At 46.5% G+C, this 17,177-nt stretch carries 14 protein-coding genes; 10 read left to right on the top strand and 4 right to left on the bottom strand.

Going from position 1 to position 17,177, the window contains the following annotated elements:
- Window positions 1-68 precede the first annotated feature (68 nt).
- From ACTTHR_RS03360 to ACTTHR_RS03400, 9 genes are all read left to right on the top strand, one after another.
- A complete protein-coding gene (locus ACTTHR_RS03360; protein WP_442605186.1) occupies window positions 69-1,073 on the top strand; it encodes an NAD(P)H-dependent glycerol-3-phosphate dehydrogenase in 1,005 nt (334 codons plus the stop codon).
- 16 nt (window positions 1,074-1,089) lie between these two features.
- Window positions 1,090-2,373, top strand: a complete 1,284-nt coding sequence (locus tag ACTTHR_RS03365; protein ID WP_442605187.1) for a glucose-6-phosphate isomerase — start codon at window positions 1,090-1,092, stop codon at window positions 2,371-2,373.
- A 78-nt stretch (window positions 2,374-2,451) separates the two neighbouring features.
- Window positions 2,452-3,042, top strand: a complete 591-nt coding sequence (locus tag ACTTHR_RS03370; protein WP_315077224.1) for a DUF4290 domain-containing protein — start codon at window positions 2,452-2,454, stop codon at window positions 3,040-3,042.
- Between the two features lie 34 nt (window positions 3,043-3,076).
- Window positions 3,077-4,387, top strand: a complete 1,311-nt coding sequence (gene murA, locus ACTTHR_RS03375; protein ID WP_442605188.1) for a UDP-N-acetylglucosamine 1-carboxyvinyltransferase — start codon at window positions 3,077-3,079, stop codon at window positions 4,385-4,387.
- Window positions 4,384-4,911, top strand: a complete 528-nt coding sequence (gene rimM, locus ACTTHR_RS03380; protein ID WP_424776837.1) for a ribosome maturation factor RimM — start codon at window positions 4,384-4,386, stop codon at window positions 4,909-4,911. The genes murA and rimM overlap by 4 nt, the downstream gene beginning before the upstream one ends.
- A gap of 6 nt (window positions 4,912-4,917) precedes the next feature.
- On the top strand, window positions 4,918-6,111 hold the full coding sequence (locus tag ACTTHR_RS03385; protein ID WP_442605189.1) for a 1-deoxy-D-xylulose-5-phosphate reductoisomerase: 1,194 nt from the start codon (window positions 4,918-4,920) through the stop codon (window positions 6,109-6,111).
- A gap of 9 nt (window positions 6,112-6,120) precedes the next feature.
- A complete protein-coding gene (locus ACTTHR_RS03390) occupies window positions 6,121-6,969 on the top strand; it encodes an ABC transporter ATP-binding protein (protein WP_442605190.1) in 849 nt (282 codons plus the stop codon).
- Between the two features lie 25 nt (window positions 6,970-6,994).
- Window positions 6,995-7,759 (top strand): hypothetical protein, encoded by a 765-nt coding sequence (locus tag ACTTHR_RS03395; protein WP_442605191.1) that lies wholly within the window; start codon window positions 6,995-6,997, stop codon window positions 7,757-7,759.
- Window positions 7,759-8,142 carry a GntR family transcriptional regulator gene (locus tag ACTTHR_RS03400; protein ID WP_442605192.1) on the top strand — a complete coding sequence of 128 codons (384 nt, stop codon included), beginning with the start codon at window positions 7,759-7,761 and terminating at the stop codon, window positions 8,140-8,142. Before ACTTHR_RS03395 ends, ACTTHR_RS03400 begins: the two co-directional genes overlap by 1 nt.
- Window positions 8,143-8,289: 147 nt before the next feature.
- Here the strand turns inward: ACTTHR_RS03400 and ACTTHR_RS03405 are convergent, their stop codons facing one another.
- From ACTTHR_RS03405 to ACTTHR_RS03415, 3 genes are all read right to left on the bottom strand, one after another.
- Window positions 8,290-9,285: a sirohydrochlorin cobaltochelatase gene (locus ACTTHR_RS03405; RefSeq protein WP_442605193.1), complete on the bottom strand. Its 996-nt coding sequence runs from the start codon at window positions 9,283-9,285 to the stop codon at window positions 8,290-8,292.
- Between the two features lie 27 nt (window positions 9,286-9,312).
- Window positions 9,313-11,445, bottom strand: a complete 2,133-nt coding sequence (locus ACTTHR_RS03410; protein ID WP_442605194.1) for a TonB-dependent receptor plug domain-containing protein — start codon at window positions 11,443-11,445, stop codon at window positions 9,313-9,315.
- Between the two features lie 133 nt (window positions 11,446-11,578).
- On the bottom strand, window positions 11,579-12,637 hold the full coding sequence (locus tag ACTTHR_RS03415; RefSeq protein ID WP_442605195.1) for a hypothetical protein: 1,059 nt from the start codon (window positions 12,635-12,637) through the stop codon (window positions 11,579-11,581).
- 675 nt (window positions 12,638-13,312) lie between these two features.
- Here ACTTHR_RS03415 and ACTTHR_RS03420 point away from each other — a divergent pair.
- Window positions 13,313-16,351, top strand: a complete 3,039-nt coding sequence (locus ACTTHR_RS03420) for a leucine-rich repeat protein (RefSeq protein ID WP_442605196.1) — start codon at window positions 13,313-13,315, stop codon at window positions 16,349-16,351.
- A gap of 202 nt (window positions 16,352-16,553) precedes the next feature.
- Here ACTTHR_RS03420 and ACTTHR_RS03425 read toward each other — a convergent pair.
- On the bottom strand, window positions 16,554-17,177 hold a 624-nt coding region (locus ACTTHR_RS03425), incomplete at its 5' end, for a TPR end-of-group domain-containing protein (protein WP_442605197.1).

Raw genomic sequence — 17,177 nt, forward strand, 5'->3', positions numbered from 1 at the left:
GGGAAATAAATCCTGCTTATACTCATCTTGAGTACGAGTTGGTGATAAAGATAGAAAAGACAAAGGCGATGAAACCTATAGGAAGAGTTGGAATCTTAGGGAGTGGTAGTTGGGCTACTGCCTTGGCTAAAATTGTACTCACATCGCAGCCCCATATCAATTGGTACGTACGCCGTAGCGAACAAGTAAAAGGGTTCATAAAGCTTGGTCATAACCCTAATTATCTACCGGCGGCAGAGTTCGATACCAATAATATTACCTTCTTCTCGGAGTCGGACATCAATAGTTTCTTTCGCGCCAGTGATACAATCGTACTTGTTACCCCCTCGCCCTATGCGAAGAGTTATCTCAAAAAGGTACGCAAGTCGAGTATGCGAGACAAGTTGATTGTCAATGCTATCAAGGGTATTGTACCCGATGAAAATATGCTTGTCTCGGACTACTTGATGGAGGAGTTTGATGTCCCCAAAGAGCTTATAGCCGTGGTGGGAGGGCCTTGCCATGCCGAGGAAGTTGCAAGACATAGGCGTTCGTATCTCACAGTCGCTTGTAAAAACCTCAAGCAAGCAGAAGCTTTTGCAGAGGTGCTCCGCAATGATTTTGTAAACTGCGTTACGACAAACGACGTCGTGGGGGTGCAATATGCCTCTGTGCTCAAAAACATCTACGCCATAGCTGCGGGCATTTGCAATGGACTGCAATATGGGGATAACTTCCAATCCGTGCTTATCTCCAATGCCATAGCAGAGATGAACAACTTTGTCAATGCGGTGCACCTAATTGACAGGGAGATTACAGACTCTGTATACCTCGGGGATTTGCTAGTAACGGCCTATTCTCAGTTCAGCCGCAACCGCACTTTTGGGAATATGATTGGGAGAGGTTACAGCGTAAAAGCAGCACAAACAGAAATGGAAATGATTGCAGAGGGATACTTTGGAGCAAAGTGCGTACGCGAAGTAAATGCACGCTATCAAGTAAATATACCCATCTGCGATATGGTCTATGAGATCCTCTACGAAAAAAGGAATGCTACGGAAGCGATACTTGAGCTTTCTAAACACTTCAAATAATCGTTGGTAACAAAATATGCTCCCCCTCTACACAGATACGAATTTTGCGACAATATCCCCTAAATCACAAGAAGAGGCGCGGATTGCACTCAATCAACTCCTCAAGGGGGGAGGCCTGGGTAGCGAATATAGAGGATGGCTGGACCTTCCCTTTTCAGCACCTGCCCTTTTAGAGGAGATAGAGACGGTAGCTCGAGACTTACAGACCCGTACAGAATGCGTTGTATGTATCGGTATTGGAGGTAGCTATCTCGGTGCCAAAGCTGTGATAGAAGCCCTTACTCCACCCTCGTTTTGTGGGGAGACTCCCTCTCTACTTTTTGCAGGGCATCACCTAGATAGTTGCTATCTGTCCCATCTACAAGACTATCTAAAAGGGAAAAACTTTGGCATCATATATATATCAAAGAGCGGGGGTACACTAGAACCTTCTATAGCCTTTCATCAACTAAGGCACCTCCTGGTCGAGAATGCCAAGGGAGACGAAGAGGTAACACGAAATAATATTGTCGTAATAACGGATCCCGAGCATGGATCTCTTCGAGCAATAGCCACCCACGAGGGGTATCGGTCGTTTCCTATTCCTCCCTCTGTCGGCGGGCGCTATTCGGTGCTCAGTGCTGTAGGCCTCCTTCCCCTAGCTTATTGTGGCATTGATATCCGCAAGTTGCTCCATGGAGCGAGAGACCTTGCCTCAGCAATCTCTAGAGGAGAAGACGAGGCAGTAATGCCACTGCTTTCCTATGCCGGATGGCGTATCGAAGAGTACAGAACGGGAAAGAAAATAGAGATCCTTTCTACATTTTCTCCCACTCTCCATTCGCTTCAAGAGTGGTGGAAACAGCTCTTTGCAGAGACTGAGGGGAAGAACGGGAAAGGCATTTTTCCCACAACAGTCACTTTTAGTACAGACCTCCACTCCTTAGGTCAATGGATCCAAGATGGAGAGCGATCTATCATAGAAACTATGGTATCTGTGGAAGAAAGTCCCGAAAACGATGTTGTTATCCAGGGAGAAGAGCACTTTAAGGATGGCCTAGACTACCTCACAGGCAGGTCCCTTCACTGGGTTAATCGCCAAGCTGAGGAGGCGACTTGTATTGCCCATAGTGAGGGAGGGGTTCCTCTCTTCAGAATTAAATTAGCTCGGCTCGACGAATATAACCTTGGGATGCTTATCCTCTTTTTCGAAATGGCTGCAGGCATTAGTGGTTACATGATGCAGATCAATCCCTTCGATCAACCTGGGGTTGAGGCATACAAACAAAAGATGAATCAGCTCTTAGAAAAGCCCGTATAACCCCATGCTATGGAGGAAGTAAACGAGTAGAGCAAAGCAATATGAGAACAAACACTTCTCACCATCAAAGAGAATGCAATGAAGTATAATAGCAAACAACAAAAGATAGCGATGCCCGAGTATGGGCGTAATATCCAAAATATGGTGAACCACTGTCTAACTCTCGAAGACCGAGCAGAGCGTCAGTGGTGCGCCGAGTCTATCATCCGCATAATGGCAAAACTCGCTCCGGATCATCGTCTGGCTCAAGATGGCGAGAAGGCTCTTTGGGATCATCTTGCCATTATGTCCGGGTTCCAGCTAGATATAGACTATCCCTACGAAGTAGTTACTCCCACTTCTCTTTATTCCAAGCCAGAGACGATACCCTACCCCGATAACGATATCATCTATCGCCACTACGGGCACATTATACAGGGCTTAATACAAAAAGCGATAGAGCTACCCCAGGGCCCGGAGCGAGACGCTCTTGCCATCAGCATCGCCAAGCAAATGAAAGTCAACTACTTGGAGTGGAATAAAAACACAGTGGACGACTACCAAATTTTCAAGGATCTTTTTGAGTTGTCCAATGGCAACCTCGTGTACAGTGAAGCTCGTTATAAACTTGATTTACCTGCATCTTCTACCCCCAAACAGACAAAACAGAAAAACAAAAAGCGCAAATAACAAAGTTTTTCCGGACTAAAGCACGAATAAGGATATGGCATCATTTGTAATAGAAGGAGGGTACAAACTTAGTGGTAGTTTGACTCCTCAAGGGGCTAAAAACGAGGCTCTGCAAGTAATTGCAGCTACCCTACTCACCGACCAAGAAGTACGCATCAGCAACATCCCCAATATCTTGGATGTCAACAACCTCATCAACCTCATCCAATGCATGGGGGTAGAGGTACATATGTTGGCTCCCGGCGAATATTCTTTCCGTGCGGCTTCTATTGATTTAGATTTTGTTCGGAGCGAACAATTCCAAGCCAAGAGCCGTGCTCTTAGAGGATCTATCCTACTTGTTGGTCCTCTTGTTAGCCGTTTCGGATTCGCCATATTCCCCAAACCGGGAGGAGATAAGATCGGTCGTCGGCGTCTCGACACCCACTTTACAGGTATTGCAACACTGGGCGCACGGTGTACCTATAACGAAGAAAAGCATTGCTATGAGATCTATGGCGACAACCTAAAAGGGGCTTATATGCTCCTTGACGAAGCCTCTGTAACGGGTACTGCCAACGTTGTTATGACGGCTGTGCTTACCCCGGGAGAGACTACGATTTTCAATGCAGCTTGCGAACCCTACTTGCAACAACTTTGCAAGATGCTCAATGCCATGGGTGCCAAGATTTCCGGAGTAGGTTCTAATCTCCTACACATAGAAGGGGTGAGCTCTTTACGTGGAACTGCACACAAACTTCTGCCCGACATGATAGAGGTAGGTAGCTTCATTGGTATGGCAGCTATGACCCATAGTGCACTTACCCTTAAAGACGTAAATATCCCCAACCTCGGTATCATACCCTCGGCATTTCGTCGTTTAGGTATTACAATCGAGGAACGTGGTGATGATTTGTTCATACCGGAACACGACGGCTACGAGATTGACACCTATATGGATGGCTCTATACTTACCATTGCCGATGCACCTTGGCCCGGCCTAACACCAGACCTTTTGAGCGTATTTTTGGTAGTTGCCACCCAAGCTCGTGGGAGCGTTCTTATCCATCAAAAGATGTTTGAGAGCCGACTATTCTTTGTCGACAAACTCATCGATATGGGGGCACAGATCATCTTGTGCGACCCCCACCGAGCTACAGTTATTGGGCTGGGAGGTCGAGTGGCACTCCGTCCCGCACAGATGGTTTCTCCCGATATACGTGCCGGTATAGCCCTCCTGATTGCTGCAATGAGCGCGGAAGGGACAAGCCGAATAGACAGGATAGACCAAATTGACCGAGGATACGAAAGAATTGATCTCCGTCTTAATAACCTAGGTGCCCACATCAGTCGCATAGGAGAATGAGCGACACATCAGAACTTATCCTCGTAGGGAGGTTGGGGCGTGCCCATGGTATTCATGGAGAGATTAACCTCTACCCTTCCATTGATGAGGAGAGTATGTTTTCTCTTGCTGAGGATAAAGATTTTTTCTTACATCTAGAGATAGATGGTCTCCCTGTCCCCTTTTTAGTCGAAGATATGCGAGGGAAAGCAGAGTCTTCCCTACTTGTCAAGTTTGAGGATGTGGATAGCCGAGAGGAAGCTGAGCGATACGATGGTTGCTCTGTATACGTCCCCTCAGATTTGATAGGCGAAGATATCGAGTTCCAACCCCAGCACTTTATCGGTTATACGCTTGTGGATGCAAATGAAGTACCCGTAGGTAAGGTTATTGATATTGACGATAATACAGCCAATATACTCTTGATTGTGGAGAGAAAAGACTCCAATGAGGAGGTCATGATACCCATAGCGGACGAACTAGTGCGCTATATTGACGTAGAAAAACAGCTTATAAGTCTTACTATCCCCGACGGATTGATTTAATCAAATATGAAGAAAAAGATAGCGATATTCGGCTCCACAGGCTCTATTGGTACACAAGCTCTCGAAGTGATTAGGGCACATCCCGAAAGTTTTGCTGTCTCCGTGCTCACCGCCAATAGGCAGGCGGATTTACTTATACAGCAAGCTAGGGAATTTCTTCCCAGCCATGTAGTAATTGCAGACGAAAGTCGGTTCTCCGAGGTTCGTACGGCTCTTCAAGATCTTCCCATCTCCGTGCACGCTGGTAAAGAGGCCCTTTGCGAGGTAGCTTCCTTCCCCGATACCGATATAGTACTCATGGCCTTGGTGGGATACTCCGGTCTTCTCCCTACATGTTGTGCCATTGATGCGGGTAAAACTATTGCCCTTGCCAATAAAGAAACAATGGTAGTTGCCGGTGCCATTGTCACAGAAAAAGCTCATGCCAAGGGCGTGAATATTCTCCCTGTGGATTCTGAGCATTCTGCAATCTACCAGTGTTTACTGGGAGAACGGAACCCTCTGGAACAAATCCTTCTCACAGCATCGGGAGGGCCATTCTTGCATGTTCCTACCCAGCAACTTGATAAAGTAACCCCAAAAGATGCTCTAAAGCATCCGAATTGGAGCATGGGAGCCAAAGTGACAATAGACTCAGCTTCTCTCATGAACAAGGGCTTTGAGATGATGGAGGCTTGTTGGTTTTTCGATGTCCCCCCCTCAAAAATTGAGGTACTCATACATCCCCAAAGCATTATCCACTCGATGGTGCAGTTTGAGGATGGCAGCGTAAAAGCCCAACTCGGGCAGCCTGATATGCGCTTGCCCATTAGCTTTGCTTTGGGAGAAGAATTACGCTTGAACAATAAATTTCCCAGGCTCGACTTCACCAAACTCCAGCTGACCTTTCAGCATCCCGACCTTGAGAGATTCCCCAACCTCAGCTTAGCCTATCACGCCATGGAGGCAGGGAAAGCCTTCCCTTGCGCTCTCAATGCGGCCAACGAAGTAGCCGTAGATGCTTTTCTCCACGAGCAAATAGGCTTCACTACCATACACGAGATCAACGCGTATGTACTAGGGCATCTTTCTAGCATTGCAGATGCAAATGTTTCCTTAGAAGCTCTCATAGAGACAAACGAAGAGTGTCGCCAAATGGCTTTGCAGCTAGTGCGACAATATGCCGGGAGGAACTTTAGTTATGCCAAAGTGCATTTGTAGAATGTCTGTATGATAAAAATCGAACATCTTACTTTCCGATACAAAAAGGGCAACCCCATCTTCGAAGACCTCTCTCTTAACCTCCCCAAAGGCTCTATTGTAGGGTTACTTGGGTGCAATGGAGAGGGGAAAACGACGCTTCTCAAGCTCTTATGCGGCCAATTACTCCGCCAATCGGGTAATCTTTTGGTCAATGGCGATGATCCTTCTAAGAGAAAGCGTAAAGCACTGGAGCAGGTGTACTATCTCCCCGAGGAGATCTTTATGCCCGATCTTAAGGTAAAAACCTACTTCTCGTTAATCACCCCCTTCTATCCCAACTACTCGCAAGAAATCGCAGAGGCAGCCATGAAGGAGTTCAATTTGGACTGGGGGCAACGTTTGAGAACGCTATCTCAAGGACAAAAAAAGAAGGTCGCCATCGCTCTTGCACTCTCACTACAGACTCCTCTACTCCTAATGGATGAGCCTACGAATAGTCTGGATGCCCCCTCTAAGTCGGTGTTCCGAAAACTGATAGCCAAGTATATATCGGAGCAACAAACCGTGATAATAAGTACCCACCAGCTGAGAGATCTTGAGACGCTTATCGATAGTGTAGTAATATTAGAGAGCGGACACATCTTGGTCAATGCCTCCATATATAGGCTATCCGAGATCTTCTCTTTTGGGTTGGTTACGGACAGTAACAAAGCAGAAGCCCTCTACGAAGAACCATCCATCTCGGGGGAAGTAGGCATATTTGAGCACCGAGATGACATGGAAGAAGGGCTTTTCTCCATGGAACTTTTCCTCAAAGGGATCTCCCGAGAAAAGGAAAAAATAAGTGCTATACTACAAGCAAATAATCTTGTATAATCCTATCCTTTAGAGAGAATTACCTATGATGAATAATAGCCTTGGACGCATACTATTTTTGCTTAAGGGAGATTGGATGATCAATCGTAAGCAACACGGACTTGTTGCCGTTATATTTTTAGTTGTAATTTGGTTTATCGAACTCGTACCACTAGCCTTCTCTAGATCATTTACAGAGTGGGAAAAGGCAATTTCCTCCATGGATCCCTCCTTCATTCACTTTACCATAGCGCGTGTCCTTTACCTATTTGTATTCCTTTCGTGGGTATCCAACACTCTTTATCATAGCCGTACTCAGCACTTTTACCTCGTGCCCCTATCTCCGCTGGAGAAGTATATCCTCATGTTGTTGCAAGGGGTAGTGATGTTTCTACTAGCCACGGTTGTTGCAATCGTATCGCTTATCCCCTACCTTGTCATATTCTCTCCGGATATACCTACGGCTCTGACCCACATAAACCCATTCCTAGGAGAAGATATAAATACTCCCCTGGATAGCTGGCAACATGTCCTTTTTGTATCTCTTGTATCTATCCTTATTGTAGGACTTTTTTTCTTCAGAATCCTTATACGAAATCAAGTAATTGCCACACTCGCAGCAAGTGTAGGCTTTATCCTTATCTTCTTGACGTTGCTCCCCCTGCTCGTAGAGATTTCCATCGGAAACTACATTACAAAGGATCTTTACGAGAGTGTTACACCCTATATCCTTGCCTCAGTTCTGTTCTTATTGGTCGATATTGCTATGTGTATTGGGGGGTATTATATCTTTAAGAAGAAGCAGTTCTAATGAATCCCATGCAACCACAATCCATATTCCTTCAGGTTATTGAGAGGATCCATAATGGGATACTCTCGGGAACCTACAAGGTGGGAACTCGTATCCCATCTGTGCGTGATATGGCAGCTCGTCTAGAGGTTAATCCGAATACCATTGTAAAGGCATACGATCGTTTGATTGCAGCCGGATTAATCGAGTCCCGCCCCGGAGTTGGCAACTACATCAAAGAGGGGGCTATTGAGATTGTCACAGAAGAACGCCAAAAGAAGTTCTACAACGAGATACTCCCTGCAGTGGCTAAAGAAATGAAACTTCTCAACATCCCCTACGACCGAGTTCTAGAGCATCTCCGCCACGACCTAGACCGAACCATGATTACCAAAGGGGTATAACCCACAGCGGCCCTTATTCCCAAAAGAAAAGAGGTAGAATGCCACGAGAGCATCCTACCTCTTTTTGTATCTCTATATCGCCTCTCGTACAAAGAGATAGGGCGAAGAGCCAGCCCCTCTCTAGAGACGAGGAGAGATTTCTACAGATTAGTCTTCTTTAGCGCTTTTGATAGCATCCTTGAGGTGCTTGATCCAAAGTTTATTGATGGCAGGGTAATCGCCAAGACCTTTGAGGTGGCACTCTACAGTCCAACCCTCAGCTGCGATCTGATTGCGCCAGCTCTGTTCCTCTAGAGGGAGCTTCTTGCCATCTTCTTCGGTATCTGTGCTAGACATATCATTGTTGGCGTGGTCTCCGGCAATAGACATGAGGGGGTGTAGGTGGATCTTCTTGGTCTTGCATGTAGAGGCCTTGAGCTGATTGATTACATAGTCAACAAGCATAGCAGGATAGTCTACAGTCCCCACATATACGTTATCATTATTGTAGGTTGTCTTAGCATAAGCCTTCATGGCCTTTTCGATCTTCTCATAAGAAGCATTGGCGCGGTCGTAGTCCGAAACAGGATTACCATGACCCATGAAAGCGACAGCATCACCGGCTTTGAGCTGAGTAGCAAAAGCATCTACCAAGATCTTTGCCACACTTTCGATGTCTTCGTCTGAAGTGAGAAGAGCATTCCCTAGGACAGCCTTATCACGCTTGAGCTCCTCTGCGGGGAAGTTGTAGTGAGGCTTTACATAACCATCGCGCAAGAGGGTAAATTCTTCCCCGGGGATAACGTGAAGCGACTGCACTAGCACTGTCTTATATTCTTTCTGAAGGAAAGATTTGAACCAGAGGTCAGGAGTAATGAACTGTTCCTTCTTAGCAGCTTGCCAACGGTTGATACAAGTACGAGAGGTAAACGAGAAGAATACATCGGCATCGGGGAATGCTTGTTGGAAGTCCGCAATCTGCTTCTTGTACGTAGCGTGGGGATCATCGAAGGTAGAGCCAAACGTTACGAGCAAAACGGCAGTGTCATGCTTCTTCTCATACTTTACGATCTCCTGATCTTTCGGATCCTGCTTTTTGCAAGAGGCTACGAGGAGAGTGGTAGTGGCTATTGTTGCTATAGCCAAAGCCTTTAGAATCTTCATGTCGATACTAATTTGATTGTTATACTTTTATCTGTTGCCTTTTGTTTTCTGAGATTTCTTTCCCGTTTTGTACCCAAAGCTGAGGGAGAGGAAGAGAGTACGACCCGGGGATGTAGTACCAAAGTTGTAGCCATAAGGATGCCTCTCTACATGGTTGAGGAGGTTGTCTATACCCAAAGCGGCTTCTAAATGCAATCCTGCGGGGAGGGCAAAGGAATGATCCGTGGAGAGCTTCCAAAGGAAAAATCCCGGGGCATTGCCATACTCCTTATAGTACCGCTCAGTCTGACCTTTTCCATAGATCCCGACTCCTAGAGAGTACTTGCCCCACGTGTGCCCCCACTTGGCAAAGAGATTGCCGTGGTGGTTGGCTGTGCCATCAATGTTGCGCACTTCCGTAATGGGTTTCTGTGCATTTTTGCTTGCCTCTTCGTCCACCAAATGAGCTTGTGCCAAGGTATAACTATAACTTGCACCGAGAGCGAATCCGCGTGGGGAGGTATATGCCACCGAGAACTCTAGATTACCAATGAAAGCCTGCTCCATATTGATGTATTGCATGGCTCCATCGTAGTCGTTCCCCTCATCACCTGCATAACCGGGCGGGATAGGCACGGCAACGAGAGCAATCATATCCCATACATTATTTACGGAAGGGGTAAGCGAAAATTGCCAGCCCTCATGCCGATACTCCACACTTGCCGAGGCGTACTGAGACCGCTGCGGTTTGAGATGCTCATTCCCAATATAAAGCCTTACCTTGCTCATGATGGGGCGTTCGTAGAAGTAGTATAGCTCTTTGATCGTAGGCGTCTTGAATCCCCACGAATAAGTCGCTCTCCATCTCCAGTCTCCTCGTTTGTAGAGGAGGGAGGCCTTGGGCGTAAGATGCCAACCAAATGCCTGATGATGAACCAATCTTGCCCCTGCTGTTAGATTCAACTTCGGGAGAATATTCCACTCATCTTGAGCGTAAGAAGAGAGTGTATAGTTAGCCTCACGCGCTTTGACCATACGCTTGGGAGCATATAAATCATCAAGCCGATACTCCACCCCTGCCGAGAAAAGATGCTTCTCGTTAAAGGGGATAATAGTCTTTAAGGTAGCGTTGAATTGCCCTTGATCACTCTCCAAAGAAGAAGACCCGGGGCTATAGACAATATGCTTGGGCACTCGAGTATCTTTCCCTTCGATAAGCTGATGCTCAAATATTTCGTCGATATAATTATCGTAGTAGTCGTAGAAGTAGCGGTGGCGACTATAGTCCGCAAGGAAAGTAAGCGAGAACTTCCCCTCTTGCTTATACTCTGCCGAAGCCCCTAGAGAGAAGTCGCGGTAACGGAGATTATAAGAGCGGAAGCGAGGTAACCCCGGCTCGTGATAGATATGCTTAAGGTAGTACATCCCATCTGCTGCAATGCTCCAATGAGGAGAGGGGGTGAACGAAAAAGCCTGACTTATGCGGTTATTGTCGAATGCGCTCTCTGTCTTTGTAGTGGAGTTCTCATAGAGCTTATTACGATAGTACTCTTGGGTTGAATTTTGCCAACCATCGCTACGCGCTCCCGAGTATTTGGTATCGGAATGTAACTGCCCCAGTTGCAGCTGTAGGCGGTTGTGCTGACGCAATCCCCCAAAAGCTCCTATTTGAGTCGTATTGTCTATACTCAGAGGGATCTGCTTGGTTTTCCGTCTCGTTATCACATTGATTACCCCTGCGATGGCGTCTGATCCGTAGAGAGAAGAAGAGGCTCCGCGCACAATTTCGATGCGTTCTATATCCAAAGGGTCGATAAGAGAAAGGTCGTTTTGCCCTCCGAGGTCGCCATGCAATCTCCGCCCATTGAGCAGGATGAGAATGTAGGAATTATTGAGCCCTCCCATGGTAATACGCCCTCCCATATCACTAGAGGATATATCGAAGCCGGGGCTGAGAGCCGTAAGGATATCACTGATGCTACGCCCTGAGTAATTGCGCAACATGCTACGAGTTATGACTTCGGTTTGTACAGGGGCGTCCTTAAGATAGTGAGCGGTACCGGTACCTGTCACCACTACTTCCCCCAACTGCTGCGAAGAGTGTATAAGGGTATCTGTCTGTGCCTTTGCCAGCATAGGCAGGCAGCCGAGTAAAAAGGCAAGAAGCAACCGATTCCTCATCTTCTCTATTTCACTTTCTCAGATAATCTATTTTTTGTACCTGCAAAGGTACGTAATAATATCCAAGAGCCCCGGTTGCCCCGGATTTATTCCAAGGCAACTGGGGCGAAATATCAGAAAAGACGATGGCTTATTAATACCTAAAGAAGCAGACGATCCCGTAGAGGGAGCCTACAACGATGAGCCTTTTCTCCGGATGGTAGGCAATACCACCAACATAACTGAGTTTACCCTTCTGAGCAAAAGAGCTCACCTTCCTAAGGCTTTTCATATCCCAGATCTCTACCGAGCGACCATTAATCGTCCCACAGAGGATATAGCCCCCTTCCAAGAATTTGACCGTTTCAAAATTGATGTTGTCTGTGGCAAACTGACCTTGAAACTCAGCCTCCTCTCCAAGAGCCATGTAGTCGGCATTCTTGTACAATCGGTTGTAGGAAAATATACCACCCTCTAGGAGCCACTCCTCATCCGGACTTAGAGCTAGATCCACGCGACATTTGTTATCCTCTGAGAAGTAGACCTTCTTGGTTGTGTAGTCCCTAAGATCAATCTGTAGCGTATAGTTGCGGCACATCAAGATCTGCAAGTGATTCTCGGTGAAACGATAGAAACGGAAGGGATCTACGCCGGCACCTTTGCTCACCGTATGCAGATGCTCAGAGGTGTCTGTTGCGCGGTTATAGTAATAGGCATCTACCTCGTCTGAATAAAAGATTACATCGTTGTCTAGAGGGTTGTAGGCAGCCTTTAGGAATTCTCCCTCTAGTACGAGGCTGATCTCTCCGGTTCGGATGTCCATCTCTTTGATGCCATAGGGATCTACCAATAGGAGTGTATTCTCGTCTTCCCCGAAGCAGATGTCGCGACAATTGATGTTGTATTCGGCAATTTTTGTGAACTTGGAAGTCTCCCAAAAGACGAGTTTCTTGACCTTGCGCTGCGTCCCATAGTCCTCACCGAAGTAGGTAGCCGCCACACTACCCGATTTATTCAAAGCAACGAGATTCACATCCCCCTCGGATTTGTGGTGCTTGAGGAGTTGTAGTTTGGGGACTTTCGAGCCTTTTACCTCCTGAGGAGTGGCTCCCTTTTTCTTTTGAGCCTCTGCTTGGGTTGTGCTAAAGGCTAGCGATAGGATTGTGCTCGTTAGAAGCAGAGCAATCCATCGTGCAATACTTTTCTTTGTCATAGCTTTTTACATTGTAAATAATCATGGCGAGAGGGAAGCCTAAGTAACTTTGGTGTTCTGCACGGACTTCTCTTCTCCTTTTAGCGACAAAGGTAGCTAATCGATTTTAATTTTACCCAGAATAGAAGTACCGTGCCGTAAAAAATTAAAACTCGTGGAGCGTAGGATTTGTCCATACCATTGCTTTTGATACTGGAATCTGCAAATACCTTTTTCGTGACTGAGATTCCCGAAAAGCCAAAACAAATACATACCTTTGCTTTCCGAAATGATGGATATCCAAGCGTGGATAGTGTGTATATAGCAACCTTTTAGGGCTTCACTTTTTGAAAACCTACAAGAGATTGTCGGAAGCGCTTTATAAGCAACAAGTTTTGCAAACGACTAATAATAAGACTACAGCTACACAAAGATAGTCAGTAAGAGCAGTAGGAGACACCTCCATCTCTCACAACAAATTCTCTTCTCTTTGTAGCCTGCTAAATGGATTTCGTACAGAAGTAAGAGACAAAAGTTCTCTTTGTGGACACATTTGGTATTCTTTGATTCCATATCCAACCAAAACCGACAAAAAGATCGTCACTCCGATAGATCTTTATCAGCAACTGACTTATCACCAATAAAAAATAAGCGTCTGCACATGCAGACAAAATTGAATCGTTATAATATTTACAGATGAAAAAAATTACACTTTTCTTCCTGTTGTCTTTGCTTGCCACGACCTTTGGCGTCGTCAAAGCTCAGAACGTCCAAAATGGCGTGCTTATAAGCTGGCCAATGGCATCAGGAGACATCAAAATGCCCGATGAGGTGGTGGAAATTGCCCCTAACTGTTTCTACCAAAGCGGAGGAGATTGGGGCGATGACGATTGGGAATCTGCCGGTATGCGCAGTGGCCTACGTTCTTCGAATGACGAAATTACCTCTATCGACTTCAACAACGTAAAGAAGATTGGCAAAGAGGCCTTTAAGGAATGCAAGGGTATTAAGTCCATGAAGATGCCTCGAGTAGAGGAAATCGGTGAGGATGCTTTTGCTTCTTGCGACAACGCAAGCTTCACCACGCTTGAGCTCCCTGCCATTAAGAGCTTGGGGAAAAACGCTTTCTTCAGCTGTACCTCGCTCACCAAAGTAGTTTTGGGAGGAGCCCTAGAGAAGATCGAAAAGAATCCCTTCAACAACATCCCCAACATTACCGAGTTCTCCATCACCAACCCTCAAGCCGGGTTTATAGTTTCGGATGGGGTTGTACTTTCGAAAGACAAAACAAAAGCCGTAATTCTACTCCCCCACTTTGCTAAGGTTACCCTCCCCAACGAAACTACAAGCATAGCCGATGGGGCAGGTCAGAACCTAAAGACGCTAAAAACAATCGTTGGTAAATCTGTAACAAGCGTTGGGGAAACCAGCTTCCTCTCTGCAGATGCTTTGGAAAGCATCTATCTACCCAAACTCGAAAGCGTAGGCTTCTTGGCATTCAGCCAAATTGCCGGTATCAAACTTGTGGACATCCACGAAAGCGCACAGTTTACCGCCTTTGGGTCGAACAACCTCGGAGGCCCCAGCGACAATGCTTCAATGACGATCTATGTAGCCAACGAAGCGGTCAAGACAGCCTTAGCTAAGCATTATAAGAATGCAAAGATTCAGGTAGGAGCTCCCGATTCAGAACTAAAGAAGCATCGAGTAACCTTCAAAGTAGATCCGCAAGAAGCCGGATTTATAGAAGCATGGCTCTTGGGCCCCGTTACCGTGGAGAACGGAGACGAGATAGCCGAGGGCAGTACGCTCAAAGTGGAATGCCGTTACAACTTCGTTCAATACGAGTTTTCGCACTGGACCGTAAACGGTCAAAAGATGGAAGGCATCCCAGGCCCCCAAAAGATACTTGAGATACCCTCTGTAAACGAAGCACTCAACATAGTTGCGCATTGCAACAAACTCCCCGAGGGGAACCGCATATTCTTCAAGTCTGCCAACGCTGCCGGTGGTACGGTAACCGCTGTAATGGACGGAAAAGAATTTAAGAGCAGTGATCTCGTACCCACAGGTAAGAGCGTAACTTTCACGGCTACTCCTACCAAGGGATACAAGGTTACCGACTGGCTCTTTGAGGATAGTGAAGGCAAGTATGTGGAAAAAGAGGAGATGAAAGGCAAAACGACCTGGACAGTAACTCCCACAGAGACTATTGACTTCCTCGTTCGTTTCGAGCGCAACGAAGGCTCTGTAGTTATCCAATACAAGGAGCTAAGCGGTAATGGTTCACTCACGGCTCGTACCTCAGAAGGTACACCCGTTGCTAGTGGCGAAGCTATTGCAAGTGGCAAAGACCTTATCTTCACAGCGGCTCCCAATGCAGGCTACAAGGTAGGTGCCTGGATTATTAATGATGAAGAACAAACCGAAAAGGGTAAAGAACTTCGCATCAACAACGTAACAAGCGACCTCAACGTACACTTGGTTTGCTACGAAGAAGAACACCAAGGTGGCGACAACGACCCCGTAATCGAAGGCAATACACTCGTTAAGTGGGATGCCGTGGGCGATGTAGTGGTACCCAACAATGTTAAGCACATTGCAGACTTTGCCTTCACGGGCTCTAAGCTAACCGGCTTGACGATCTCTGCTCAGGTAGAGACCATCGGAGTACTTCCCTTTATGTTCTGCGGTCAGTTGAAGAAATTGGAAGTAGATGCTGCCAACCCTCACTTCAAGTCTGTAGACAACGCTATCTACTCTAAGGATGGTAAGGAATTGGTACAAGTAGCTATCGTTTACCACAAAGAGGTATTCACACTCCCCGCTTCTGTAGAAAAGGTGCGCACGGGTGCATTCACCTTTGCTATGAGCATCAAGAAGATTGAGGGCGGCAACGACTTCTTCGAAACCGTTGATGGCATGCTCATCCGCAAGGCAGACCGTGCCTTGATGCACTTCCCCTCATTTGTACAACAAGGGCAAGCTGCGAAGCCTATCGAGCTCCCTAATGACATTAAGAAGATCGAAAGATATGCTTTCGCCTTCAACTTTGTTCCTCAAGAACTCGTACTCCCCGAGTCTCTCGAAGAGCTAGAAGACTATGCGTTCAATGGCGCGGCCAACATCGTTAAGCTCAAGATCGATCACTGCAAGGCACTCAAACGTATCGGCAACTTCTGTTTCAAGAGTTGTTTCCGATTGGCAAGTTTCGACCTCCCCAGAGAGGGTGTGACCTTCATCGGTGAGCAAGCGCTACAAGGTACTGCCATTGCCTCGCTCAACATTCCCATGAATGTACAGATTGGGGCTAATGCATTCAGAGGCTGCCAGTCTATTGCCAACGTATTCTCGTTCAATACAGTACCTCCCGTACTCGATGAGTTGGCATTCTCTGATATCGCCGAAATCGAGCAAGCAACTCTACACGTTCCCTTCGGCACTAAGGCTGCATACAGCCAAGCTCCGGGTTGGAAGATATTTACCAATATCGTAGAAGAAGACCTCCTCTCAGTAGATGAGGTAGCTCTCGACAACGTACTCTTCGCGACCCAAGGCGAGGCTCTCAGCATCTCAGGGCTCAATAGCGCTCACCTACTTGTTTACGACCTCGAAGGTAAGATGCTTGTAGAAGCTAACGCTCACGAAGCTATCTCCCTCAATCTTGGCCGTGGACACTACATCGTAGTGGTAAGCCAAGAGGGCAAGCGTATCGTAAAGAAAATCGCTCTTTAATAGAGCACCTCTCTCCCTTTGGGTGCGTAACTCAAAGGGCAGAGCAGAAGTAATAAGTCGGTATATTTCTCCAAATGGAGAGATATACCGACTCTTTTTATGCGAGGGCTTCGGGAGAAGGTTGCTACGAATTATCTAATATAGGTAACCTTATCCCTCACGTCTCTTTTTATTCTGTAGTGGTCCTAGCAAGCATCGCCCCCTACTTTCCCTTATATTGAGAGAGAAGACGCTTAAAATCCGGATCTTCCCGAAAGGCATCCCAATCGTTATCTTCCTCCACCAATTTTACCGAGACTTTCCCTCTTGAGAGCGCATGATCCAAATACTTCAGCGCTCCCTCCTTCCTATTTCTTAAGGCATACAGACATGCCAAATTATAGGAACCCCCTCCATACTTAATCGCTTGCTGAAATTTTTCAAAGGCTTTGTCGTACAGTTCTTCAGCCTCGCTTCCGGATTTTATTTTGGCCCAGTCACTTAAAGTAGCTCCCCAATTGTTATAGGCCTCATAATAGTCCAGCTTATACTCTATGGCTTTCTGATATTTTTCAATGGCTTCATCGTACAGCTTTTCAGCCTCGATTCCGGATTTTGTTTTGGCCAAGTCACTTAAAGTAGCTCCCCAATTGTTATAAGCAGCATAGAAGTCCGGCTTACACTCTATGGCTTTCTGATATTTTTCAATGGCTTCATCGTACAACTTTTCAGCCTCGATTCCGGATTTTGTTTTGGCCCAATCACTTAAAGCATTTCCCCAATTGTTATAGACCTCATAATAGTCCAGCTTATACTCTATGGATTTCTGATATTTTTCAATGGCTTC

It is taken from the genome of Porphyromonas endodontalis (genome assembly GCF_052173515.1).
Lineage (GTDB): Bacteria > Bacteroidota > Bacteroidia > Bacteroidales > Porphyromonadaceae > Porphyromonas > Porphyromonas endodontalis_A.